Origin of the sequence: Ruegeria sp. HKCCD8929, assembly GCF_013031405.1 — a bacterium.
Classification (GTDB): domain Bacteria; phylum Pseudomonadota; class Alphaproteobacteria; order Rhodobacterales; family Rhodobacteraceae; genus Ruegeria.
In genome coordinates, this window is sequence record NZ_WPZY01000004.1 from 273,451 (window position 1) to 291,297 (window position 17,847).

At 63.1% G+C, this 17,847-nt stretch carries 20 protein-coding genes; 8 read left to right on the forward strand and 12 right to left on the reverse strand.

Going from position 1 to position 17,847, the window contains the following annotated elements; all coding sequences use genetic code 11:
- The first annotated feature begins 97 nt into the window (after positions 1–97).
- The 4 genes from GOX53_RS08470 (at position 98) to GOX53_RS30105 (ending at position 2,876) form a co-directional block, all read left to right on the forward strand.
- Positions 98–946, forward strand: coding sequence for a peptidylprolyl isomerase (locus tag GOX53_RS08470; RefSeq protein WP_171175302.1), 849 nt, complete (start codon positions 98–100; stop codon positions 944–946).
- 6 nt (positions 947–952) lie between these two features.
- Entirely contained in the window at positions 953–2,179 is a 1,227-nt protein-coding gene (gene argJ, locus GOX53_RS08475; RefSeq protein WP_171175304.1) for a bifunctional glutamate N-acetyltransferase/amino-acid acetyltransferase ArgJ, read from the forward strand.
- The gene (mutT, locus tag GOX53_RS08480; RefSeq protein WP_171175305.1) at positions 2,176–2,574 is read left to right on the forward strand and encodes an 8-oxo-dGTP diphosphatase MutT; all 399 of its coding nucleotides are present in this window, start codon (positions 2,176–2,178) and stop codon (positions 2,572–2,574) included. The genes argJ and mutT overlap by 4 nt, the downstream gene beginning before the upstream one ends.
- Before the next feature lie 167 nt (positions 2,575–2,741).
- On the forward strand, positions 2,742–2,876 hold the full coding sequence (locus tag GOX53_RS30105; RefSeq protein ID WP_256415862.1) for a hypothetical protein: 135 nt from the start codon (positions 2,742–2,744) through the stop codon (positions 2,874–2,876).
- Between the two features lie 85 nt (positions 2,877–2,961).
- Here the strand turns inward: GOX53_RS30105 and infB are convergent, their stop codons facing one another.
- From infB to GOX53_RS08510, 6 genes are all read right to left on the reverse strand, one after another.
- On the reverse strand, positions 2,962–5,442 hold the full coding sequence (gene infB, locus GOX53_RS08485; protein ID WP_171175306.1) for a translation initiation factor IF-2: 2,481 nt from the start codon (positions 5,440–5,442) through the stop codon (positions 2,962–2,964).
- A gap of 8 nt (positions 5,443–5,450) precedes the next feature.
- Positions 5,451–6,074: an RNA-binding protein gene (locus GOX53_RS08490; protein WP_171175307.1), complete on the reverse strand. Its 624-nt coding sequence runs from the start codon at positions 6,072–6,074 to the stop codon at positions 5,451–5,453.
- A gap of 22 nt (positions 6,075–6,096) precedes the next feature.
- Positions 6,097–7,716, reverse strand: a complete 1,620-nt coding sequence (gene nusA / locus GOX53_RS08495) for a transcription termination factor NusA (RefSeq protein WP_171175308.1) — start codon at positions 7,714–7,716, stop codon at positions 6,097–6,099.
- Positions 7,716–8,294 carry a ribosome maturation factor RimP gene (rimP, locus tag GOX53_RS08500; RefSeq protein ID WP_171175309.1) on the reverse strand — a complete coding sequence of 193 codons (579 nt, stop codon included), beginning with the start codon at positions 8,292–8,294 and terminating at the stop codon, positions 7,716–7,718. Before rimP ends, nusA begins: the two co-directional genes overlap by 1 nt.
- Before the next feature lie 212 nt (positions 8,295–8,506).
- Positions 8,507–9,247, reverse strand: a complete 741-nt coding sequence (locus GOX53_RS08505; protein ID WP_171175311.1) for an anti-sigma factor — start codon at positions 9,245–9,247, stop codon at positions 8,507–8,509.
- On the reverse strand, positions 9,244–9,768 hold the full coding sequence (locus GOX53_RS08510; protein ID WP_367935062.1) for an RNA polymerase sigma factor: 525 nt from the start codon (positions 9,766–9,768) through the stop codon (positions 9,244–9,246). The genes GOX53_RS08505 and GOX53_RS08510 overlap by 4 nt, the downstream gene beginning before the upstream one ends.
- An 82-nt stretch (positions 9,769–9,850) precedes the next feature.
- Here GOX53_RS08510 and GOX53_RS08515 point away from each other — a divergent pair, with 82 nt between their 5' ends.
- Entirely contained in the window at positions 9,851–10,792 is a 942-nt protein-coding gene (locus tag GOX53_RS08515; RefSeq protein WP_171175313.1) for a cytochrome c family protein, read from the forward strand.
- Between the two features lie 22 nt (positions 10,793–10,814).
- On the opposite strand, the gene GOX53_RS08520 is transcribed toward GOX53_RS08515, so the two are convergent.
- A complete protein-coding gene (locus GOX53_RS08520; RefSeq protein WP_171175315.1) occupies positions 10,815–11,636 on the reverse strand; it encodes an ABC transporter substrate-binding protein in 822 nt (273 codons plus the stop codon).
- A complete protein-coding gene (gene pip / locus GOX53_RS08525) occupies positions 11,633–12,610 on the reverse strand; it encodes a prolyl aminopeptidase (protein ID WP_171175317.1) in 978 nt (325 codons plus the stop codon). Before pip ends, GOX53_RS08520 begins: the two co-directional genes overlap by 4 nt.
- A gap of 48 nt (positions 12,611–12,658) precedes the next feature.
- On the opposite strand from pip, the gene ubiG reads away from it, so the two are divergent.
- Positions 12,659–13,405, forward strand: a complete 747-nt coding sequence (ubiG, locus tag GOX53_RS08530) for a bifunctional 2-polyprenyl-6-hydroxyphenol methylase/3-demethylubiquinol 3-O-methyltransferase UbiG (protein ID WP_171175319.1) — start codon at positions 12,659–12,661, stop codon at positions 13,403–13,405.
- 110 nt (positions 13,406–13,515) lie between these two features.
- On the opposite strand, the gene GOX53_RS08535 is transcribed toward ubiG, so the two are convergent.
- From GOX53_RS08535 to GOX53_RS08550, 4 genes are read right to left on the reverse strand one after another with little or no spacing between them, the layout of a single operon-like run.
- Positions 13,516–13,956 carry a MarR family winged helix-turn-helix transcriptional regulator gene (locus GOX53_RS08535; RefSeq protein WP_171175321.1) on the reverse strand — a complete coding sequence of 147 codons (441 nt, stop codon included), beginning with the start codon at positions 13,954–13,956 and terminating at the stop codon, positions 13,516–13,518.
- Positions 13,957–13,970: 14 nt separating this feature from the next.
- Positions 13,971–14,801, reverse strand: a complete 831-nt coding sequence (locus GOX53_RS08540; RefSeq protein ID WP_171175323.1) for a carbon-nitrogen hydrolase family protein — start codon at positions 14,799–14,801, stop codon at positions 13,971–13,973.
- Positions 14,801–15,058, reverse strand: coding sequence for a glutaredoxin 3 (grxC, locus tag GOX53_RS08545; protein ID WP_171175325.1), 258 nt, complete (start codon positions 15,056–15,058; stop codon positions 14,801–14,803). The genes GOX53_RS08540 and grxC overlap by 1 nt, the downstream gene beginning before the upstream one ends.
- A 37-nt stretch (positions 15,059–15,095) precedes the next feature.
- A complete protein-coding gene (locus GOX53_RS08550; RefSeq protein WP_171175327.1) occupies positions 15,096–15,824 on the reverse strand; it encodes a ComF family protein in 729 nt (242 codons plus the stop codon).
- A gap of 16 nt (positions 15,825–15,840) precedes the next feature.
- On the opposite strand from GOX53_RS08550, the gene GOX53_RS08555 reads away from it, so the two are divergent.
- On the forward strand, positions 15,841–16,671 hold the full coding sequence (locus GOX53_RS08555) for a class I SAM-dependent methyltransferase (protein ID WP_171175329.1): 831 nt from the start codon (positions 15,841–15,843) through the stop codon (positions 16,669–16,671).
- A 56-nt stretch (positions 16,672–16,727) separates the two neighbouring features.
- Entirely contained in the window at positions 16,728–17,777 is a 1,050-nt protein-coding gene (hemH, locus tag GOX53_RS08560) for a ferrochelatase (protein WP_171175331.1), read from the forward strand.
- The last annotated feature ends 70 nt before the right edge of the window (positions 17,778–17,847 follow it).

Sequence of the window (17,847 nt, forward strand, 5' to 3'; positions counted from 1 at the left end):
TGAAAGGCGGTCCTGTCCAAGGCTTCAAGCGATGTAAGCGGCGGGCCAAAGAGTGTCAACGCCGCGCCCTGCCGCGGCCTGAGAATAGGATGATTCAATGCCCAAAGGCCTCACTTTTCTGCCATCACTGGCGCTTGTCGTCGCGATGGCCCTGCCGGTGGCTGCCGAAACTGAAACCGATGCCGATACCGTTGTGGCCCGCGTCAATGGTGAAGAGATCACTTTGGGCCACATGATCATCGCGCTGGCCTCGTTACCGCAGCAATATCAGGGGCTGCCGGACCAGGTGCTTTATGACGCGATCCTCGACCAGCTGGTGCAGCAGAGCCTGCTGAGACAGGTGCAACAGGGCGAGGTGCCCAGGCAGATCACGCTGGCGCTCGAGAACGAGGAACGGTCGTTGCTGGCGGCGGAAACCATCGAAGGCATTCTGCAGGCCGCCACCACCGATGAGGCGGTGCAGGCGGCTTATGACGAGAAATACGCCGATGGCTTCGGCGGTGACGAATACAACGCGTCGCATATTTTGGTCGAAACCGAGGATGAGGCGAAGGTGATCAAAGAGGCGCTGGATGGCGGGGCCGACTTCGCCGAAACCGCCAAGGAGAAATCCACCGGCCCATCCGGCCCAAATGGTGGTGAGTTGGGTTGGTTCGGCACCGGCGCCATGGTGCCCGAGTTCGAACAGGCAGTCGTTGGTCTGGAAAAAGGCCAGGTTTCCGACCCGGTTCAAACCCAGTTCGGCTGGCATGTGATTATCCTGAACGATCAGCGCAAGGCCGAAGCGCCGGAGCTGGAAGAGGTGCGGGGGGAGCTGACCTCGAAAATCCAGCAGGACGCCATCGAGGCCCGCGTGGCGGAGCTGACCAAGGCGGCCGAGATTGAGCGTCCCGCGCTGGACGGTGGCCCCGATGCGTTGCGGCAGATCGAGTTGGTTCAGGAGTAAGGCCCTATGGCGACGATCACCAAGGTTTCGCCGCTGGCGCCTGCCGGTTTTCCCGACCTGCCGGTGATCGGCGGGGTGCGCTTTGCCACCGTGGCGGCGGGCGTGCGCTATCAGGGTCGCACGGACGTGATGCTGGCGGTAATGGATCTGGGCACATCGGTGGCTGGTGTCTTTACCCGCTCGGCCACGCGTGCCGCGCCGGTGCTGGACTGTCAGGACAAGATCGGCGGTGCCAGCGATGGACCGGCGGCGATCCTGGTGAATTCGGGCAATGCCAATGCGTTTACCGGCCACTACGGTCAAACCTCGGTGGCCGAAGTGACGCAGGCGGTGTCGGACGCAACCGGTGTACCGGTCGCCCGCGTCTTTACATCGTCCACCGGCGTGATCGGCGAGCCGCTGCCGCATGAGCGCATCGTGGCACAGCTTGAGGCGCTAAACGGCGCGCTGGCGCCGGACGCGATCGAGGCGGCGGCGCAGGCCATCATGACCACAGACACTTTCCCAAAAGGCGCCAGCGCTCAGGTCGAGATCGACGACAAAACAGTCTCTGTTTCGGGGATCGCCAAGGGTTCGGGCATGATCGCGCCGGATATGGCGACGATGCTGGTCTATATCTTCACCGATGCGAAGGTCGAGCAGGGCGCGTTGCAACAGATGCTGGGCGCGATGACCGACCGGACCTTCAATTGCATCACGGTGGATAGCGACACCTCGACCTCGGACAGCCTGCTCTTGTGCGCCACCGGCGCCTCAGGCGTGGATGCCACCGGCAATGTGGCTTTTGCCGAGGCGTTGGAGGCGGTGATGCTGGATCTGGCCAAGCAGGTGGTGCGCGACGGCGAAGGGGCGACGAAATTCGTCGAAATCCGGGTGACCGGCGCGGCATCGGATGCGGATGCGAAGGTGCACGGGCTGGCCATCGCGAACTCGCCGCTGGTGAAAACCGCAATCGCGGGCGAAGACCCGAACTGGGGCCGTGTTGTCATGGCGATTGGAAAATCCGGGGCTGCGGCGGATCGCGACCTGCTGAGCATTTCTTTCGGTGACATTCTGGTGGCCGAAAAGGGGTGGGTCAGCCCCGACTACCGCGAGGAAAAGGCCGCCGCATACATGAAAGGGCAGGAGCTGGTGATTGCTGTCGATCTGGGGCTGGGGGATGGCCAGTCCACCGTTTGGACCTGCGACCTGACCCATGGGTATATCGAGATCAACGCGGACTATCGCTCGTGAAGACCATCCTTGTCTCTGCCGTTGCCCTGATCGACGTGGATGGCCGGGTGCTGCTGGCGCAGCGCCCGGAAGGCAAATCCATGGCCGGGCTTTGGGAGTTTCCGGGCGGCAAGGTCGAGGTGGGCGAAACCCCCGAGGTGGCGCTGATCCGCGAGCTAGAGGAAGAGCTGGGCATCAACACCTGGGCCTCGTGCCTTGCGCCGCTGACCTTTGCCAGCCACAGCTATGACGATTTCCATTTGCTGATGCCTCTGTTCGCCTGCCGCAAGTGGGAGGGCATCCCGCAATCGCGTGAAGGGCAGGCGCTGAAATGGGCGCGCGCCGCAGATTTGCGCGACTATCCGATGCCGCCAGCGGATATCCCGCTGATCCCGATCCTGCGCGATTGGCTCTGATCCGGCCGTAAAGGAGAGTGCGGCACTCCAAGGGCAGAGTGCCCTTTGGGACTCATCTGTCATAGAATCGTCCAGTTTTTCTCTATTTGCGCGCGTTTGAGTTATGTTTTGTTAACCATTCGATGTATGATGGATGCATGTCTTATTCTGGTCGGGGAGGATTTGACGTGCTTCGTACAATCACTTTGGGCAGTTGCATCTCGGTTCAGGGCACATTTGTCCGGAAACTATCGGATGGCCGTATCGCGGTTCGCGTCGGCGACAAGATTTACATGGGGCGTCCGGTACAAGCCGCAGCCTGATCATCCGGGACAACTTGTCATTGGAAAAACGAAGGGGATGGCGTGGCCATCCCCTTCTTCATTTTTATGTCCGGTTCGCTGACGGTCAGTCGAGCGTCCGGGTCACTTCCTCGCGCTCGAAGATCTCGATCACGTCGCCTTGGCGGATGTCGTCGTAGTTCTCGAAGGCCATACCGCATTCCTGACCCGACTGAACCTCGGTCACTTCGTCCTTGAAGCGCTTGAGCGTCTTCAGCGTGCCTTCGTGGATCACCACGTTATCGCGCAGCAGGCGCACACCGGCCGAGCGGCGGGCAACACCTTCGGTGACCAGACAGCCGGCAACCTTGCCGACGCCGGTAACCTTGAAGACCTCGCGGATCTCGGCATAGCCGATGAAGTTCTCGCGGATTTCGGCGCTCAGCAGGCCGGATGCGGCGGCTTTTACGTCATCGACCAGATCGTAGATCACCGAGTAGTAGCGGATTTCCACGCCTTTCTGGTTGGCGGTGTTACGCGCCGAGGCATTGGCCCGGACGTTGAAACCCATGACCGGTGCGCCGGACGCTTCGGCCAGGCCGATATCGGTCTCGGTGATCGCGCCAACGCCCGAATGCAGCACGCGCACGCGCACCTCTTCGTTGCCGATCTTCTCCATCGCCTGAACGATGGCTTCGGCCGAGCCCTGCACATCCGCTTTGACCAGAATCGGCAGCTCGGAGACGTTTTCGTCTTCCTTGGCCTTCTGCATCAGCTGTTCCAGCGTGGTTGCGGCACCGGCTGCCGCGCGCTTGTCCTTGGCGGCCTGTTCGCGGTAGGCGGCGATTTCGCGCGCCTGCGCCTCGGTCTCGGTCACGTTCAGAACGTCACCGGCCTCGGGCGTGCCGTTGAGGCCCAGTACCTCGACCGGAACCGACGGACCGGCTTCGTCGACGCGCTCGCCTTTGTCGTTGATCAGTGCACGGACCTTACCGTACTGCTCACCCACGACAAAGATATCGCCCTGGCGCAGGGTCCCGTTCTGAACCAGAACGGTGGCCACGGGGCCGCGGCCCACATCGAGCTGCGCCTCGATCACGGCGCCTTGGGCGGCGCGGTCGGGGTTGGCCTTCAGCTCCAGGATTTCGGCTTGCAATGCAATGGCTTCCAGCAGGTCACCTAGGCCCTGGCCGGTGATGGCGGACACTTCGACATCCTGCACTTCACCGGACATCTTCTCGACGATCACTTCGTGCTGCAGCAGATCCGTGCGCACCTTGTCCGGGTTGGCATCCGGCTTGTCGATCTTGTTGATCGCCACGATCATTGGCACCTGGGCCGCCTTGGCGTGGTTGATGGCCTCGACGGTCTGCGGCATCACCGCATCGTCGGCTGCCACCACAAGCACCACGATATCCGTCACCTGAGCACCGCGCGAGCGCATCGAGGTAAAGGCGGCGTGGCCCGGGGTGTCGAGGAAGCTCAGCGTAACGCCATCGTCGGTCTGAACCTGATAGGCGCCGATATGCTGGGTGATGCCACCGGCCTCGCCAGCGACAACCCGCGCATCCCGGATCGCGTCCAGCAGCGAGGTTTTGCCGTGATCGACATGGCCCATGATGGTGATGACCGGCGGGCGCGGCTGCAGGTCCTTTTCGTCGTCTTCGACTTCCTTGATGACATCCTCGACGTCCGAATCGGAGACACGGGTGACCTTGTGGCCGAATTCCTGAATAATCAGTTCGGCGGTGTCGGCATCAATGGTCTGGTTCTGTGTGACCATCATGCCCATCTGCATCAGCGACTTGACCACATCGGCGACACGCTCGGCCATGCGGTTGGCCAGTTCCGAGACCATGATTGCCTCGGGCAGTTGCACGTCGCGGATCACCTTTTCGCGCTCGACAGTGCCGCCCATCGCCTTCTGGCGCGCGCGTTCCTGCTTGCGCTTCATCGCTGCCATCGAGCGCTGGCGGTTGCCTTCGCCACCGGTGGCCTGACCCAGTGTCAGCTTGCCGGACCGGCGGTTGTCCTCACGACCCTTGCCACGGCCGCGCTGTTCGCGCTCACGATCCTGCTTGCGCGGAGTTGCTGCGGGCGCCGGTTTGCTGGCCGGGCTGCGCGCGGCAGGCTTGGGTTCGGCCGGAGCCGGGGCCGCAGCGGCGCGTTTTGCCGCCTCTTCCGCTTCGCGACGTGAGGCTTCCTCGGCTTCGGCCTTGGCCTTGGCACGTTCTTCGGCTTCGCGCTGTTCGCGTTCCTTGGCTTCGGCCTCGGCGCGGCGGCGGGTGCGTTCCTCTTCGCGGGCCTTTTCCTCGGCCTCGCGCTTGGCGGCCTCTTCGGCCTCGCGCGCCTTGGCAGCCTGCAACGCCTTCAGGCGGCGGGCCATCTCGGCATCCGAGATGCCGGCGGGACGACGCGAGGGATCACCGCCGGGCGCAGGACTGCCGCTGCCCGGTTTGGCCGCTCCCGGCTTGGGAACCACCACGCGTTTGCGCTTGGTTTCCACCACGACATTCTTGGTCCGTCCGTGGCTGAAACTCTGTTTCACGTTTCCGGGACGAGCGCCCCCACGCAGACCCAATGTCTTTTTGCCGTCACTATCGCTCATAAAGCTTCTTACCCTTCCGCGCGGCCGCTGCCGCCGTCATCCGATTTGCGCACACCGCGCAAGCGCTGCGCTTCCTCTACAACACGTTTGGCGAGTCCACCAGAGGCAAGCGCCGCATGTATCACTGTTTGGCGTCCAAACGCCATGCCCAATTCATCCGCCGTGAGCCAGCCGATATATTTGCCAAAGTGCGGCGTGCTCAGTTTCGATTTTCCACGGCCCGATCCGTCCACCGCCTGCAGCAGAACCTGTGCCTCTTCCCTGTCGAGCCAGGTCTTGACCTTTTCATAGCCCGCGACCGCGTCGCCCGACTTGCGCGCCAGGCTGATCAGTTCGACCACCCGGCGCGACAGTTGCCGCTCGACCTCGTCCGCAAGCCCCTCTGGCGCCGTGACCTGAGCCTTGAAGCCGCGTGCGAACAGCTTTTTGCCGACCGCCTTGTCCAGCGCGGCGCGATCCGCGGCCACATAGACCCCCCGGCCCGGCAGCTTGCCCGCAACGTCCGGCCAAACCCGGCCATCGGGGCCCGCCACAAAGCGGATCAAGCCATATTTAGGCTGAACCTCGCCCGTGGCGATGCATTTCCGCTCGGGCCCTTCCGAACGATCCTTATGGACGCCGCCGCGACCCATGTACACCTCGCGGGGCCTGAGATCAGGCCCCGGCCTCCTCGTCCGAGATCTCGCCTTCGGCCTCTTCGGCGGCGGCTTCCAGATCGGCGGGATCGACCCAGCCCAGAATGACCCGTGCGGTCATCACCAGGTTCTGTGCCTCTTCCACCGACACGTCGAACGGTTCGAGAATGCCGTCATCCTTGACGCGCTGACCGTCCACCGTGGTCCAGCCCCCGGCCAGTTCCCAGTCGGCGCAGGTGGCAAAGTCTTCGAGCGTCTTGACGTCGTCCTTTGCCAGTGCCTCTACCATCTGGGGTGTCAGGCCCTCGAATTCAATAAGGCTGTCCTCGGCGCCCAGGGCTCGGGCGGCATCCAGCGCGGCCTTGGCCTGTGCCTCAAGATGGTCGCGGGCACGGGCCTGCAACTCGTTGGCGGTGCCTTCGTCGACGCCGTCGATCACCAGCAGTTCGTCAAGCTCGACATAGGCCACCTCTTCGAGGTTGGTGAAGCCTTCGGACACCAGCAGCTGGGCAAAGAACTCGTCCAGGTCCAGGCTGTCCATGAACAGCTTGGTGCGTGCTTCGAATTCCTTCTGGCGGCGGGCCGATTCCTCTTCCTCGGTCATGATGTCGATGTCCAGACCGGTCAGCTGGCTGGCCAGACGCACGTTCTGACCACGACGGCCGATGGCAAGGCTCAGTTGCTCTTCAGGCACCACAACCTCGATCTTGCCCGCTTCCTCATCCAAAACCACCTTGGACACCTCTGCAGGCTGCAGCGCGTTCACCAGGAAGGTCGGCTGATCTTCGTTCCACGGGATGATGTCGATCTTTTCGCCCTGAAGCTCGTTCACAACGGCCTGCACGCGGCTGCCGCGCATACCGACGCAGGCACCGACCGGGTCGATCGAACCGTCATACGAGATCACGGCGATCTTGGCGCGCGAGCCAGGGTCACGGGCGACGGCCTTGACTTCGATGATGCCGTCATAGATTTCCGGCACTTCCATCTTGAACAGTTCGGCCATGAATTCCGGCGCGGTGCGGCTGAGGAAAATCTGCGGCCCGCGCACTTCGCGGCGCACGTCCTTGATGTAGCAGCGCACGCGGTCGTTCGGGCGATAGCTTTCGCGGCCGATCTTTTCGTTGCGACGCAGGATGGCTTCGCCCGCGCCCACATCGACGATGACGTTGCCATATTCCTCGCGCTTGACGACACCGTTGATGATGGTGCCCGCGCGGTCCTTGAATTCTTCGAACTGGCGGTCACGCTCGGCCTCGCGGACCTTTTGCAGGATCACCTGCTTGGCCGACTGGGCGGCGATGCGGCCCATCTCGACCGGCGGCACTTCTTCCACGAAGACGTCACCGACAGCGGGGTTTTCCATGTACTGCTTGGCCTGTTCGACGGTGAACTCGGCCTGATAGTTTTCAAGCTCTTCATCCTCGACCACGGTGCGGACGCGGGTAAAGGTCGCCTTGCCGGTCTTGCGGTCGATGGACACGCGGATATCCATCTCGGCGCCGTAACGGCTCTTGGCCGCGCGGGCGAGGGATTCTTCCATCGCCTCGACCACCAGCGCGGGGTCGATCATCTTTTCGCGGGCCACGGCCTCGGCGGTTTGCAACAGCTCCAGCTGGTTTGCAGAGGTGATTGCCATTACTTCGTCTCCTCTTCGGACCCTTCAGTCTCAATCTCGTCGAATTGGTCTTCGTTCAGATCACCGGCGGCTTTGCGCTGGCGTAGCATTTCCTTGATCAGGTCATCGGTCAGGACCAGCTTTGCGTCGCTCAGCCACTCGAACTTGAGCCCGATCGTGCCTTCGGGGATGTTGATCAGAACCTCATCCCCCTCGACCCCGGCCAGTTCCCCCTTGAAGCGGCGGCGGCCGTCGATCAGTTCGTCGGTTTCCAGCTTGGCCTCGTAGCCCTCGAACATGTCAAAGTCCTTGAGCCGGGTCAGGGGCCGGTCGATGCCGGGGCTGGAGACCTCGAGCGTATAGGCGTCGAGGATCGGGTCCTCGACATCCAGCGTGGCGCTGACGGCGTTTGAAATCTCGGCACAGTCATCAACTTCGATCCCGCCCTCGGGCTTGTCGGCCATGATCTGCAGCGTGGTCTGCTTACCGCTCATCAGGCGGATGCGCACAAGCTCATACCCCATGTCTTCGATCACGGGGGTGATGATCTCGGCCAGCCGCCGGTCGATGGCGGCCTTTGCTATCAGGTCGTTCGTCATATTGTCCTATACCCAGCTTTGGGCACAAAAAAACGGGCGCGCGGCCCGTTGAACTTATCCGGTGGTGCCCCGGACCCAAGGACCCGACGCGCCGCTGTTGAAAAGGCATATACGCGCTGATGGATGAGTCTGCAAGGGGTCTTGATTCGGTTGCGATCCCGATGAGTTCCGCGCTGCCAGGCGGCTCTATTGGGCCGTCCAAATGTCGAGGTTTACCCGAGCTGCTGAATCAATTCCTTGGCCAACGTCTCGGTCACACCCTGATCCTGTCCGCCGATCACCAGATAACCGACCCCGTTGCTGACCCATGAGGTTGCGGCCAGCCCGGCCAGCGTTTCGTTCTGGGGGCCGCGATCCTCGCCCTTGCTGCGGGTGATGCAGAAGGCGACCGGCACGCCTTTCTCGCCCAGATAGGCCATCTGTAGCAGCGGCTTGCCCCGGAACCCCAGAATCTGTGCTCGCTTGAACTCCAGCCCCGGTACCGATTGCGCCGGGGTCAGATCAACGCCGTGGTCCGCGCCGAACCCGGCCAGAACCTGCGCCGTCATCTCGGGCGGTTGCGCGGCATCTGCGACGGTATCGGTGACATAGAGCGACTGATACGAGGCCACGACCGCTTTCCAGCCCGGGGGCTGGGCCTTGGGTTGCAGCAGATAGGTGGACAGCGCGCCAAGGCCAAAGGCCAGCGCCACACTTGCGACCAAAGCCAGCGGTGCGCGGCGGGGCTGCGGGGCGGGCAGCAGCCCGGCGGGCATGGCAGGCGCGCCCAGCATGTCCGCCGACAGCGCCTCGCGCATGGCATCCAGCGGCAACTCGAGCCCCTGCAGCCGCTCGGCCAGCGCCGGATCGTCGGCCAATGCCAGTTCGATCCGGTCGCGCAGGGGAGCGTCGGCCTCACCATCCATATAGGCCGTCAGCTCTTCGTCCGAGAATGTCGCCTGTGCCCGGTTCATGTTCCCGTCTCCGTTTGGGCCAGCTCTCCTGCGATCCGCTTGCGTGCGGCGGCCAGTCTGCTCATCACCGTGCCGATGGGGATATTCAGAATCTCTGCCGCCTCCTTGTAGGCGAACCCCTCGACATAGACGAGCAAGACCGTGACCCGCTGGCTTTCGGGCAGCTCTCCTATCCTTGAAAACACCTGACGGGCGAAAATATTCGTTTCCGTGTTAACGCGCGGATCGGGCAGCTCGGTATCCTCGAGCGCCACCAGCCCGCCGCCGGTTCGTACCGAGGTCGCCCGCAGCTCGTTCAGCCACAGCCGGTGCGCCATTCGGATCAGCCAGCGGTCCAGATGGGTTCCGGGTTGATAGCCTGCATGTTTCTCCAACGCGCGCAGGCAGGTCATCTGTGCCAGATCGTCGGCGCGGTCGCGCCGCCCGGTCTGCATCAGGCAAAACCGCCACAGCCGCGGGTAGAGGGTGCCTATGCCCTCGCGGATCTCATCCTCGGCTGACGTTTTGGTGAACCAGCGAATAACCCGGTCTCCTCGTGTGTTCCCTTTTCAGCGCGGGTGTAGCGCCGCGCGACCTGAACATTGATAGTAGGAAGGACACCCGATGCTCAACTCACTGTTTCGTGGAACCTGCGCAGCCGCGCTGATTTCAGCCGGTCAGATGACTGCGGCGGCCGATTGGTCGCTGGATGCCGGCAGTTCGAAACTGGCCTTTGGCTCGATCAAGAAGGACACGGTGGGCGAAGTGCATAGCTTTGAATCGCTGACCGGCACGGTGGATTCCGCCGGCACGGTTCGGGTGGCGATCTCGTTGCCGTCGGTGGAAACCTTCATCGACATTCGCAACGAGCGAATGATCAAGCATGTGTTCAAAGGGACCGAGCTTGCGGAACTGACCGCGCAGGTGGACATGGCCGCGCTTGAGGAGTTGCCGGTGGGCGATACCACGCTGACCGATGTCGAGGGGACGCTGAGCCTGTTGGGCCGAGAGATTGGAGTCGAAACCGAGATGTTCGTGGCCCGCCTATCCGAGCGCAAGGTGATGGTCAGCACCAACGATATGCTGTTTCTGGGCGTCGAAGAGGCGGGGCTGACCGAAGGCGTCGACATTCTGCAGACGCTCGCCAAACTCTCGGGCATCACCCGCACCGTGCCGGTCACCGCGCGGCTGGTGTTTGAGACAGATGGTGAGACGGCACAGGCCGTTCCGGTCGCGGAAGAAATCACTCAGGTGACGGCAGTGGGTGATCCGGTCAAGGGCAAGAAGGTGTTCCGCAAATGCAGCGCCTGCCACAGTCTGGAAGAGGGTAAGAACGGGGCCGGTCCCAGCCTGCACGGAATTGTCGGCACGGCCTCGGCCTCGGTCGAAGGGTTCAAGTATTCCGGCGCGTTTCAGGAGGCCGATCTGACCTGGAGCGCCGACGCGTTGGCGCAGTTTCTGGCCGATCCCAAGGGTGTTGTGCCCAAGAACCGCATGGCCTTTCGCGGGCTGAAGAAAGAGGGCGATATCGCCAACCTGATCGCCTATCTGGTGCAGGAGGGTTGAAATCCCGTCAGCGGCTGAGCGCTCAGGTCATCCACCAGCGCTCGGCAATGCGCCCGTCATCCAGCGCGCCGCGTGTCCCGATCTGGCGGGGCATGCCCACCGGTGCGGCCACGGCCAATGCCATATCGGTTTGCGAAGGATGATAGCGATATCCGTCCCGCGCGCGCAGCCCGTCTGGCAGGGGCAGCGCGGCCACATCGACAAAGCCGTCGCGCAGCGCCTCGGCCCGCACGGCGGCATCCGGAATCACGATGATCTCGATTGCATCGACCCAGCCCGCCTGACCGTTCCTATAATGCCCGGCCACCTTGCGGCCAAGAAAGTGCCGGTCGTCCTGCGCCCGCTCGACCCGATAGCATCCAGTGCCGTTCGCGGCGCGCAGCGGGGTCACGCCCTCGCCCTCGCGGGTGATCACGAACCGGCTGTCGGCCAGCAGGAAGGGAAGGCCGGGATTGGCCTGCGCCAGTTCCAGCAGCAGGCGGTTTTCGGTCAAAGCTTCGGTCCGGCCTAGCTCAGAAAGCACGGCGCTGACGTCGTTGATCCTCAGCGGTGTGCCGTCATGAAAGGTTACGCCCTCTCGCAGATCGAAGGTCCAGACCCGAGCCTCGGCATTGGTTTGCCAGTCGCTCGCCAACTCGCCGCGCAGGGTGCCGTCGGGGGCAATCTCGGTCAGGGTTTCGAACACCGCGCCGCGGGCCACCTGTTCCAGACTGTCATCGCGGGGCACGGCCAGACGCAGCACGCCGCCGGGCTTGGGCGAGGCCTCAAGCGACACGCCGGTCGCCGCCAGCAGCGCGGCGGCGGCACCGGACGTAAAGAGTGCGCGGCGGTCGAGGCGGCTCATATCACCGTCTCCGCGATCCGGTCCATGATGCGCACAAGCTCGGCGCTGATGCCGGGCTCGGACAGGGCATGGCCCGCATGGCGCACCATTTTCAGCTCGGCATTCGGCCAGCGTTCGCACAGCGCCCAGGCCGAGCTTGGCGGACAGATCATGTCATACCGGCCCTGTACCACATGGCCGGGGATATGCGCGATCCGGTCCACCTGATCCAGAATCTGCCCGTCATATTCAAGGAATCCGCCATTGAGGAAATAGTGATTCTCAAGCCGGGCAAAGGCGCGGGCATAATCGCCCGGGGTCTCTCCGGTCGAGCCGCTGTTGTGGATCGACGCCAGCGCGTTCTCCCACGCCGACCAGGCACGGCCATAAAGTGTTTCGCTGGCCACATCGCCCGAGAACAGCCGCTTGTGATAGGCGGTGATGGCGTCGCCCCGCTCGGCCTCGGGCAGGAGCGAGACGAATTTCGACCACGACTCGGGCCAGAACTTTCCGGCCCCGCCGCCATAGAACCAATCAAGCTCGGCCTGCGTCATCAGGAACACGCCGCGCAGCACCAGACGGCTGACGCGATCGGGGTGGGTCTGGGCATAGACCAGCGCCAGCGTGGCGCCCCAACTGCCGCCGAACGCGATCCATTGCTCGATATCCAGCGCCTTGCGAATGCGCTCGATATCGGTGACCAGATGCCAGGTGGTGTTGTACTCGACCGAGGCATGCGGCCGCGACCGGCCACAGCCGCGCTGATCGAAGAGAATCACCCGGTAGACCAGCGGATCGAAGTACCGCCGCATTGCCGGGCTGCAGCCGCCGCCCGGGCCGCCATGCAGCACCACGACGGGTATCCCGTTGGGATTGCCGCATTGTTCCACATAGATGCGGTGCCCCTGGCCCACGTCGAGCATCCGCTGATCGAAGGGATCGACCGGCGGATAGAGATATTGCACTGCGCGCTTTTGGTCCGGGTACTTGTCCATTATGGGCCTATATAGTCCTTAGGCGTAAAAGAGCATACGGAGACAGGAATGCAAGCGCATCCGAACACGGTGGACCCGTCCGAGATCGCAAAATTCGAAGCGATGGCCGCCGAATGGTGGGATCCTCACGGAAAATTCAAGCCGCTGCACATGCTCAACCCCTGCCGTCTGGACTACATAACCCGCCAGATCGCCGGTGAGTTCGACCGTGATCTGAAGGAGGACAGGCCCTTTGCCGGGCTGCGGCTATTGGACATCGGCTGCGGCGGCGGTCTGCTGAGTGAGCCGATGACACGGCTGGGTGCGGATGTGGTTGGTGCCGATGCCGCCGAGGGTAACTTGCCGGTCGCGCGCATTCACGCCGAACAGTCGGGGCTCAAGATCGACTATCGCCACACCACCGCCGAGGCACTGGCCGAGGCCGGAGAGCAGTTCGATGTGGTGCTCAACATGGAGGTGGTCGAGCATGTGGCCGATCCGCTGAGCTATCTGACCGCCACGCAGCAGCTTTTGCGGCCCGGCGGCCTCCAGGTGTGTTCGACCATCAACCGCAACCCGAAATCCTACGCGATGGCAATTGTGGGTGCCGAGGTGGTGATGCGCTGGCTGCCGCGCGGTACGCATGAATGGTCGAAATTCATCACGCCGGATGAACTGTTCGATTTGCTGCGGCAGGCGGGGCTTGAGCCCGTTGACCGTAAGGGGTTCGTGTTCAACTCGATCTCGTGGAGTTGGTCGATTTCCGACCGCGACCTAAGCGTGAACTACGTCACCGCAAGCGTAAAGCCGGAATAGGGTTCGCGAGTTTTCTATCGGTACCAAGGCGTTTGGAAACGCCTTAAAGCGGTTTGCAAACCGCTTAAGCCGCTTGCAAGCGGCTTGGTCCCGGTCAGAACCGGGGCGCTTTATTCGTCTTCCAGCCTGATCCGCAGATCGCGCAGCACCGGTAACGTCGTACGGACGCGGTCCAGCCCCAGCTCCTTGACCACCTGATTGATCAACGGTGCAATGGACGAGATCGCCTGATCCCGCGCCTGCCGTCCGGCGGGGCTGATCGCCACCATCTTGCGGCGCGCATCGTCCCAGTCGGGACGGATGTGGATGTAGCCGGCCCATTCCAGCTTGGCCAAGGTGTTGGTCATCGCCCCCCTCGTGACGTGGAACGTGCTGGCCAATTGCGCCGGGCTGCGTTCATCCCCGACAAAAACAAGATGGTTCAGCACCGAAAAATGCGAGATTTCCATGCCCTTGGGCAGCACCCGGCTCAGCCGGTTCCGCAGCAATTGGTCGGCGGTCAGGATCTCGCTGAACAGCGCGACCGCCAGGGCGTTGGTATCGTCTTGCATGTTCCAAATCTGGATCAGGGGCCGTCGAAGGGACGGACATGAGTCAGTGAGGGCACCTTGCGTCGCGCCTCAGTAACAGACTTATCATCCAGATCAAAAATGTGAATGCCGGGTTCGGTGCCTGCGTCGATCAGCACCTGTCCCCAGGGCGCCACGACCAGAGAGTGCCCGTGGGTATGCCGCACCTTGCCGCGCTTTGTGGGGTGCGTGCCGGTCTGGCCCGGGGCCAGCACCCAGCACCCGGTTTCGATGGCCCGCGCGCGCAACAGCGATTCCCAATGCGCGGCACCTGTAACCGGCGAAAACGCCGCCGGAACGGTCAGGATGGTGGCACCGGCCTGCGCAAGGGCCGCGTGCAGATGTGGGAACCGCACGTCGTAGCAGATGGTCAGACCGATCCTGCCGAACTCGGTATCTGCCACCACCGCCTGCGTTCCGGGCCGGTAATTGGCGGATTCGCGGAAGGTTTCCGTCTCGGTCACCTGCACGTCGAACATGTGGATCTTGTCGTACCGCGCTACGATCCCGCCCTCGGGATCGATCAGGAACGAGCGGTTGGCAAAACGGCCATCGGCGTCGTGGGTCTTGATCCCTAACGAGCCGATCAGCAGCCAGATGCCCAGCCCGGCGGCCTGCTCGCGCAGACCTGCCAGCGTGATGTCATTCTCTTCGTGCTGCAAAACCTCGCGCTGTCGCGTCGTGCTGTTCGAGACGCAATTGGTCACCTCGGGCGTCAGGATGAACCGCGCGCCCTGTGCTGCCGCCTCGGCCACCATGTCCCGGACCATGTCCAGATTGGCGACAGGATCGTCCGATGAGGTGATTTGCAGCAGCGCGGTCTTCATCAGGCGGCCAGCAGCGGGTCGAGCTTGCCCGAGCGTTCGAGGTCATAGAGATCGTCGCAGCCTCCGACATGCGTCTCGCCGACAAAGATCTGCGGCACGGTGCGGCGGCCATTCGCGCGCTGGATCATCTCGGGTTTGAGGTTCGGGTTCCGCATGACGTCAATCTCCGTGAACGAGATGCCCTTTTGGGTCAGCAACCGCTTGGCAGCATGGCAAAAGCCGCAGAGCGGTGAGGTGTAGATTTCGACAGCTTTCATATCCGTTCCCTAGAGTTTTTTGGCAATCTAGGGGCAACTAGGCATCCTTGGCAACGCGCGCCAGTGTGAGCACGAAAATATGATTTGCACCTGCGTCAAGGCAAGCACGGGCGCAGGCCGCCAGAGTCGCGCCCGAGGTCATCACGTCGTCCACCAGCAGCACATCGCGGGCCGCCATCCGGTGGCGGCGCTTGGGGTGCGGGGCGATGGCCTGCGATAACGTTTCGGCCCGCTCGGTGGTGGTCTTGCCGTCCAGAACCGGCGTGCGCTGCGTCCGGATCAGCAGGTCAGGGCACACCGCCAGACCGGTTTCGCGCCCCAGATGCTGGGCGAGCAGGGCGGACTGGTTGTAGCGCCGTTTGACCAGCCGCGACCAGTGCAAAGGAACAGGGGCGATCAGCATCCCCTGGCGCAGCAAATCCTCGCCCGCCTGCGCCATCCATAGCGCCGACGGGCGGGCCAGTTCCGGCCGGTCGCCATGTTTCAGCGCCAGAATCATTCGGCGGGCGCGGCCCGTGTATAGCAGCGCTGCGCGCCCATCTTTCCATGGGCGGGGGGTGGTCATGCAGTCGTCGCATTCGATTCGGTGACCATCCGTGTCGCCGGGCAGCGGCGTGCCGCAGCTTTCGCAGATGGTGCCGCCGATAAAGGGCGTGTCGCGCCAGCACGGGCCGCACAGACCAAAATCCGAGGTCACCAGATCGCCGCAGCCCAAGCATCGCGGCGGATAGATCAGCTCGACAGCGGTTTGAATCCGGTTCCACATGCGTTAACTGCGCCTCATGAAGATGCCCGCGTCCGACATTCCGGCCCTGTTCGACCGCACCACCCTTGCCGCCCGCCGCGCCCGCGTGCAGGACGAGGCCCTGTTCCTGCACCGCGCCGCAGTGGACGAGGTGCAGGATCGCCTCTCTATGGTTAAGAGAGGGTTTACGGCGCCTGCAGTGGTCACGCCCTTTCCGCAGGTCTGGGACGCGATTCTGCTCGGCGCGACAATCGTAGCGGATGATGAGGTGTTGGCGCTTGAGCCCGGCGCCCATGATCTGGTGGTCCACGCCATGACGCTGCACTTGGCCAACGACCCGGTGGGCCAGCTGATCCAGTGCCGCCGAGCCCTGAGGCCGGATGGCTTGTTGCTGGCGGTGTGCCTGGGCGGCGAGACGCTGCACGAGCTGCGGGCGGTGCTGGGGCAGGCCGAGGTCGAAGTGACGGGCGGGCTCAGCCCGCGGATCGCGCCGATGGGTGAGATCCGCGATCTGGGCGCGTTGCTACAACGGGCCGGACTGGCGCTGCCGGTGGCCGATAATGTGGCTCTAACTGCGGAATATCGCGATTTGCGGCACCTGATGCGGGACCTGCGGGCGATGGCCGAGACCAACGTGCTGTCTTCACGGCTTAAGCACCCGACCCGGCGGGCGGTGTTCGATCGCGCCAGCGCGCTTTATGCCCAGAACTACGCGACATCCGATGGAAAGCTGCGTGCCACGTTTGACCTGATCTGCCTGACCGGCTGGTCGCCGGACGAAAGCCAGCCGAAACCGCTGCGTCCGGGCGCGGCCCAGGCGCGGCTGGCCGAGGCGCTGGGCACGAATGAGACCAAACTGTCCGATTGACGGGGCCTGAATTCCCGTTATCTCAGGGCGGAACCGATCAATTCAGGACGCCCGTGATGTTTGACGCCAGCCGACCCACCCATGCCCCCGCCGACCATCCGCAAATCAAGACGGGCCGCGTGGGCATCCTGCTGGCCAATCTGGGCACGCCCGACGACTACTCGTACTGGCCGATGCGGCGCTATCTGAACGAGTTTCTGTCGGATAAGCGGGTGATCGACTATCCGGCGTGGAAGTGGCAGCCGATCCTGCAAGGGATCATCCTGACCAAGCGGCCGTTCAGTTCGGGCACGGCGTACAAGTCGATCTGGAACCATGACAAGGGCGAAAGCCCGCTGATGACCATCAGCAAGGATCAGACCGCCAAAGTGGCGGCGGCGATGCAGGAACAGTATGGGGACCGGGTGCTGGTCGATTTCTGTATGCGCTACGGCAATCCGTCGACCAAATCCAAGGTGCGGCAGATGGTGGCCGAGGGGTGCGATCGCATCCTGTTTTTCCCGCTTTATCCGCAATATGCGGGTGCTACGACGGCCACGGCCAATGACCAGTTCTTTCGCGCGCTGATGGAGGAGGTCTGGCAGCCCGCTGCGCGCACGGTTCCGGCCTATTTCGGCGAACCCGCCTATATCGACGCACTGGCGCAGTCGATCGAGCGGGCTTATGCAGAGATGGAAGCTGAGCCGGATATCCTCGTCTGCTCATACCATGGCATGCCCGAACGCTACCTGACGCAGGGCGATCCCTATCACTGCCAGTGTGCCAAGACCGCACGGCTGCTCAAAGAGCGGTTGGGCTGGGGAGATGACCGGATTGTCTCGACCTTCCAGTCGCGGTTCGGGCCTGAAGAATGGTTGAAACCCTACACCGTCGATCACGTGGCCGAGCTGGCGCGGCAAGGAAAAAAGAACATCGCCGTTGTGGCGCCAGCCTTTTCCGCAGACTGCATCGAAACGCTGGAAGAGATTAACGAAGAGATTCGTGAGAGTTTTGAAGAGGCCGGGGGTGAGAGCTTTACCTATATCCCCTGCCTTAATGACGAGGACGCCCATATCGCGGTACTGGCCAAGGTGATCCGGGACAACCTCAGGGGGTGGCTGGACTGATTCAGCCGACCTTCCGGGCACAAAAAAAGACGGTGGAGAAATCCACCGCCTTTTCTTAGATGACTTGCGT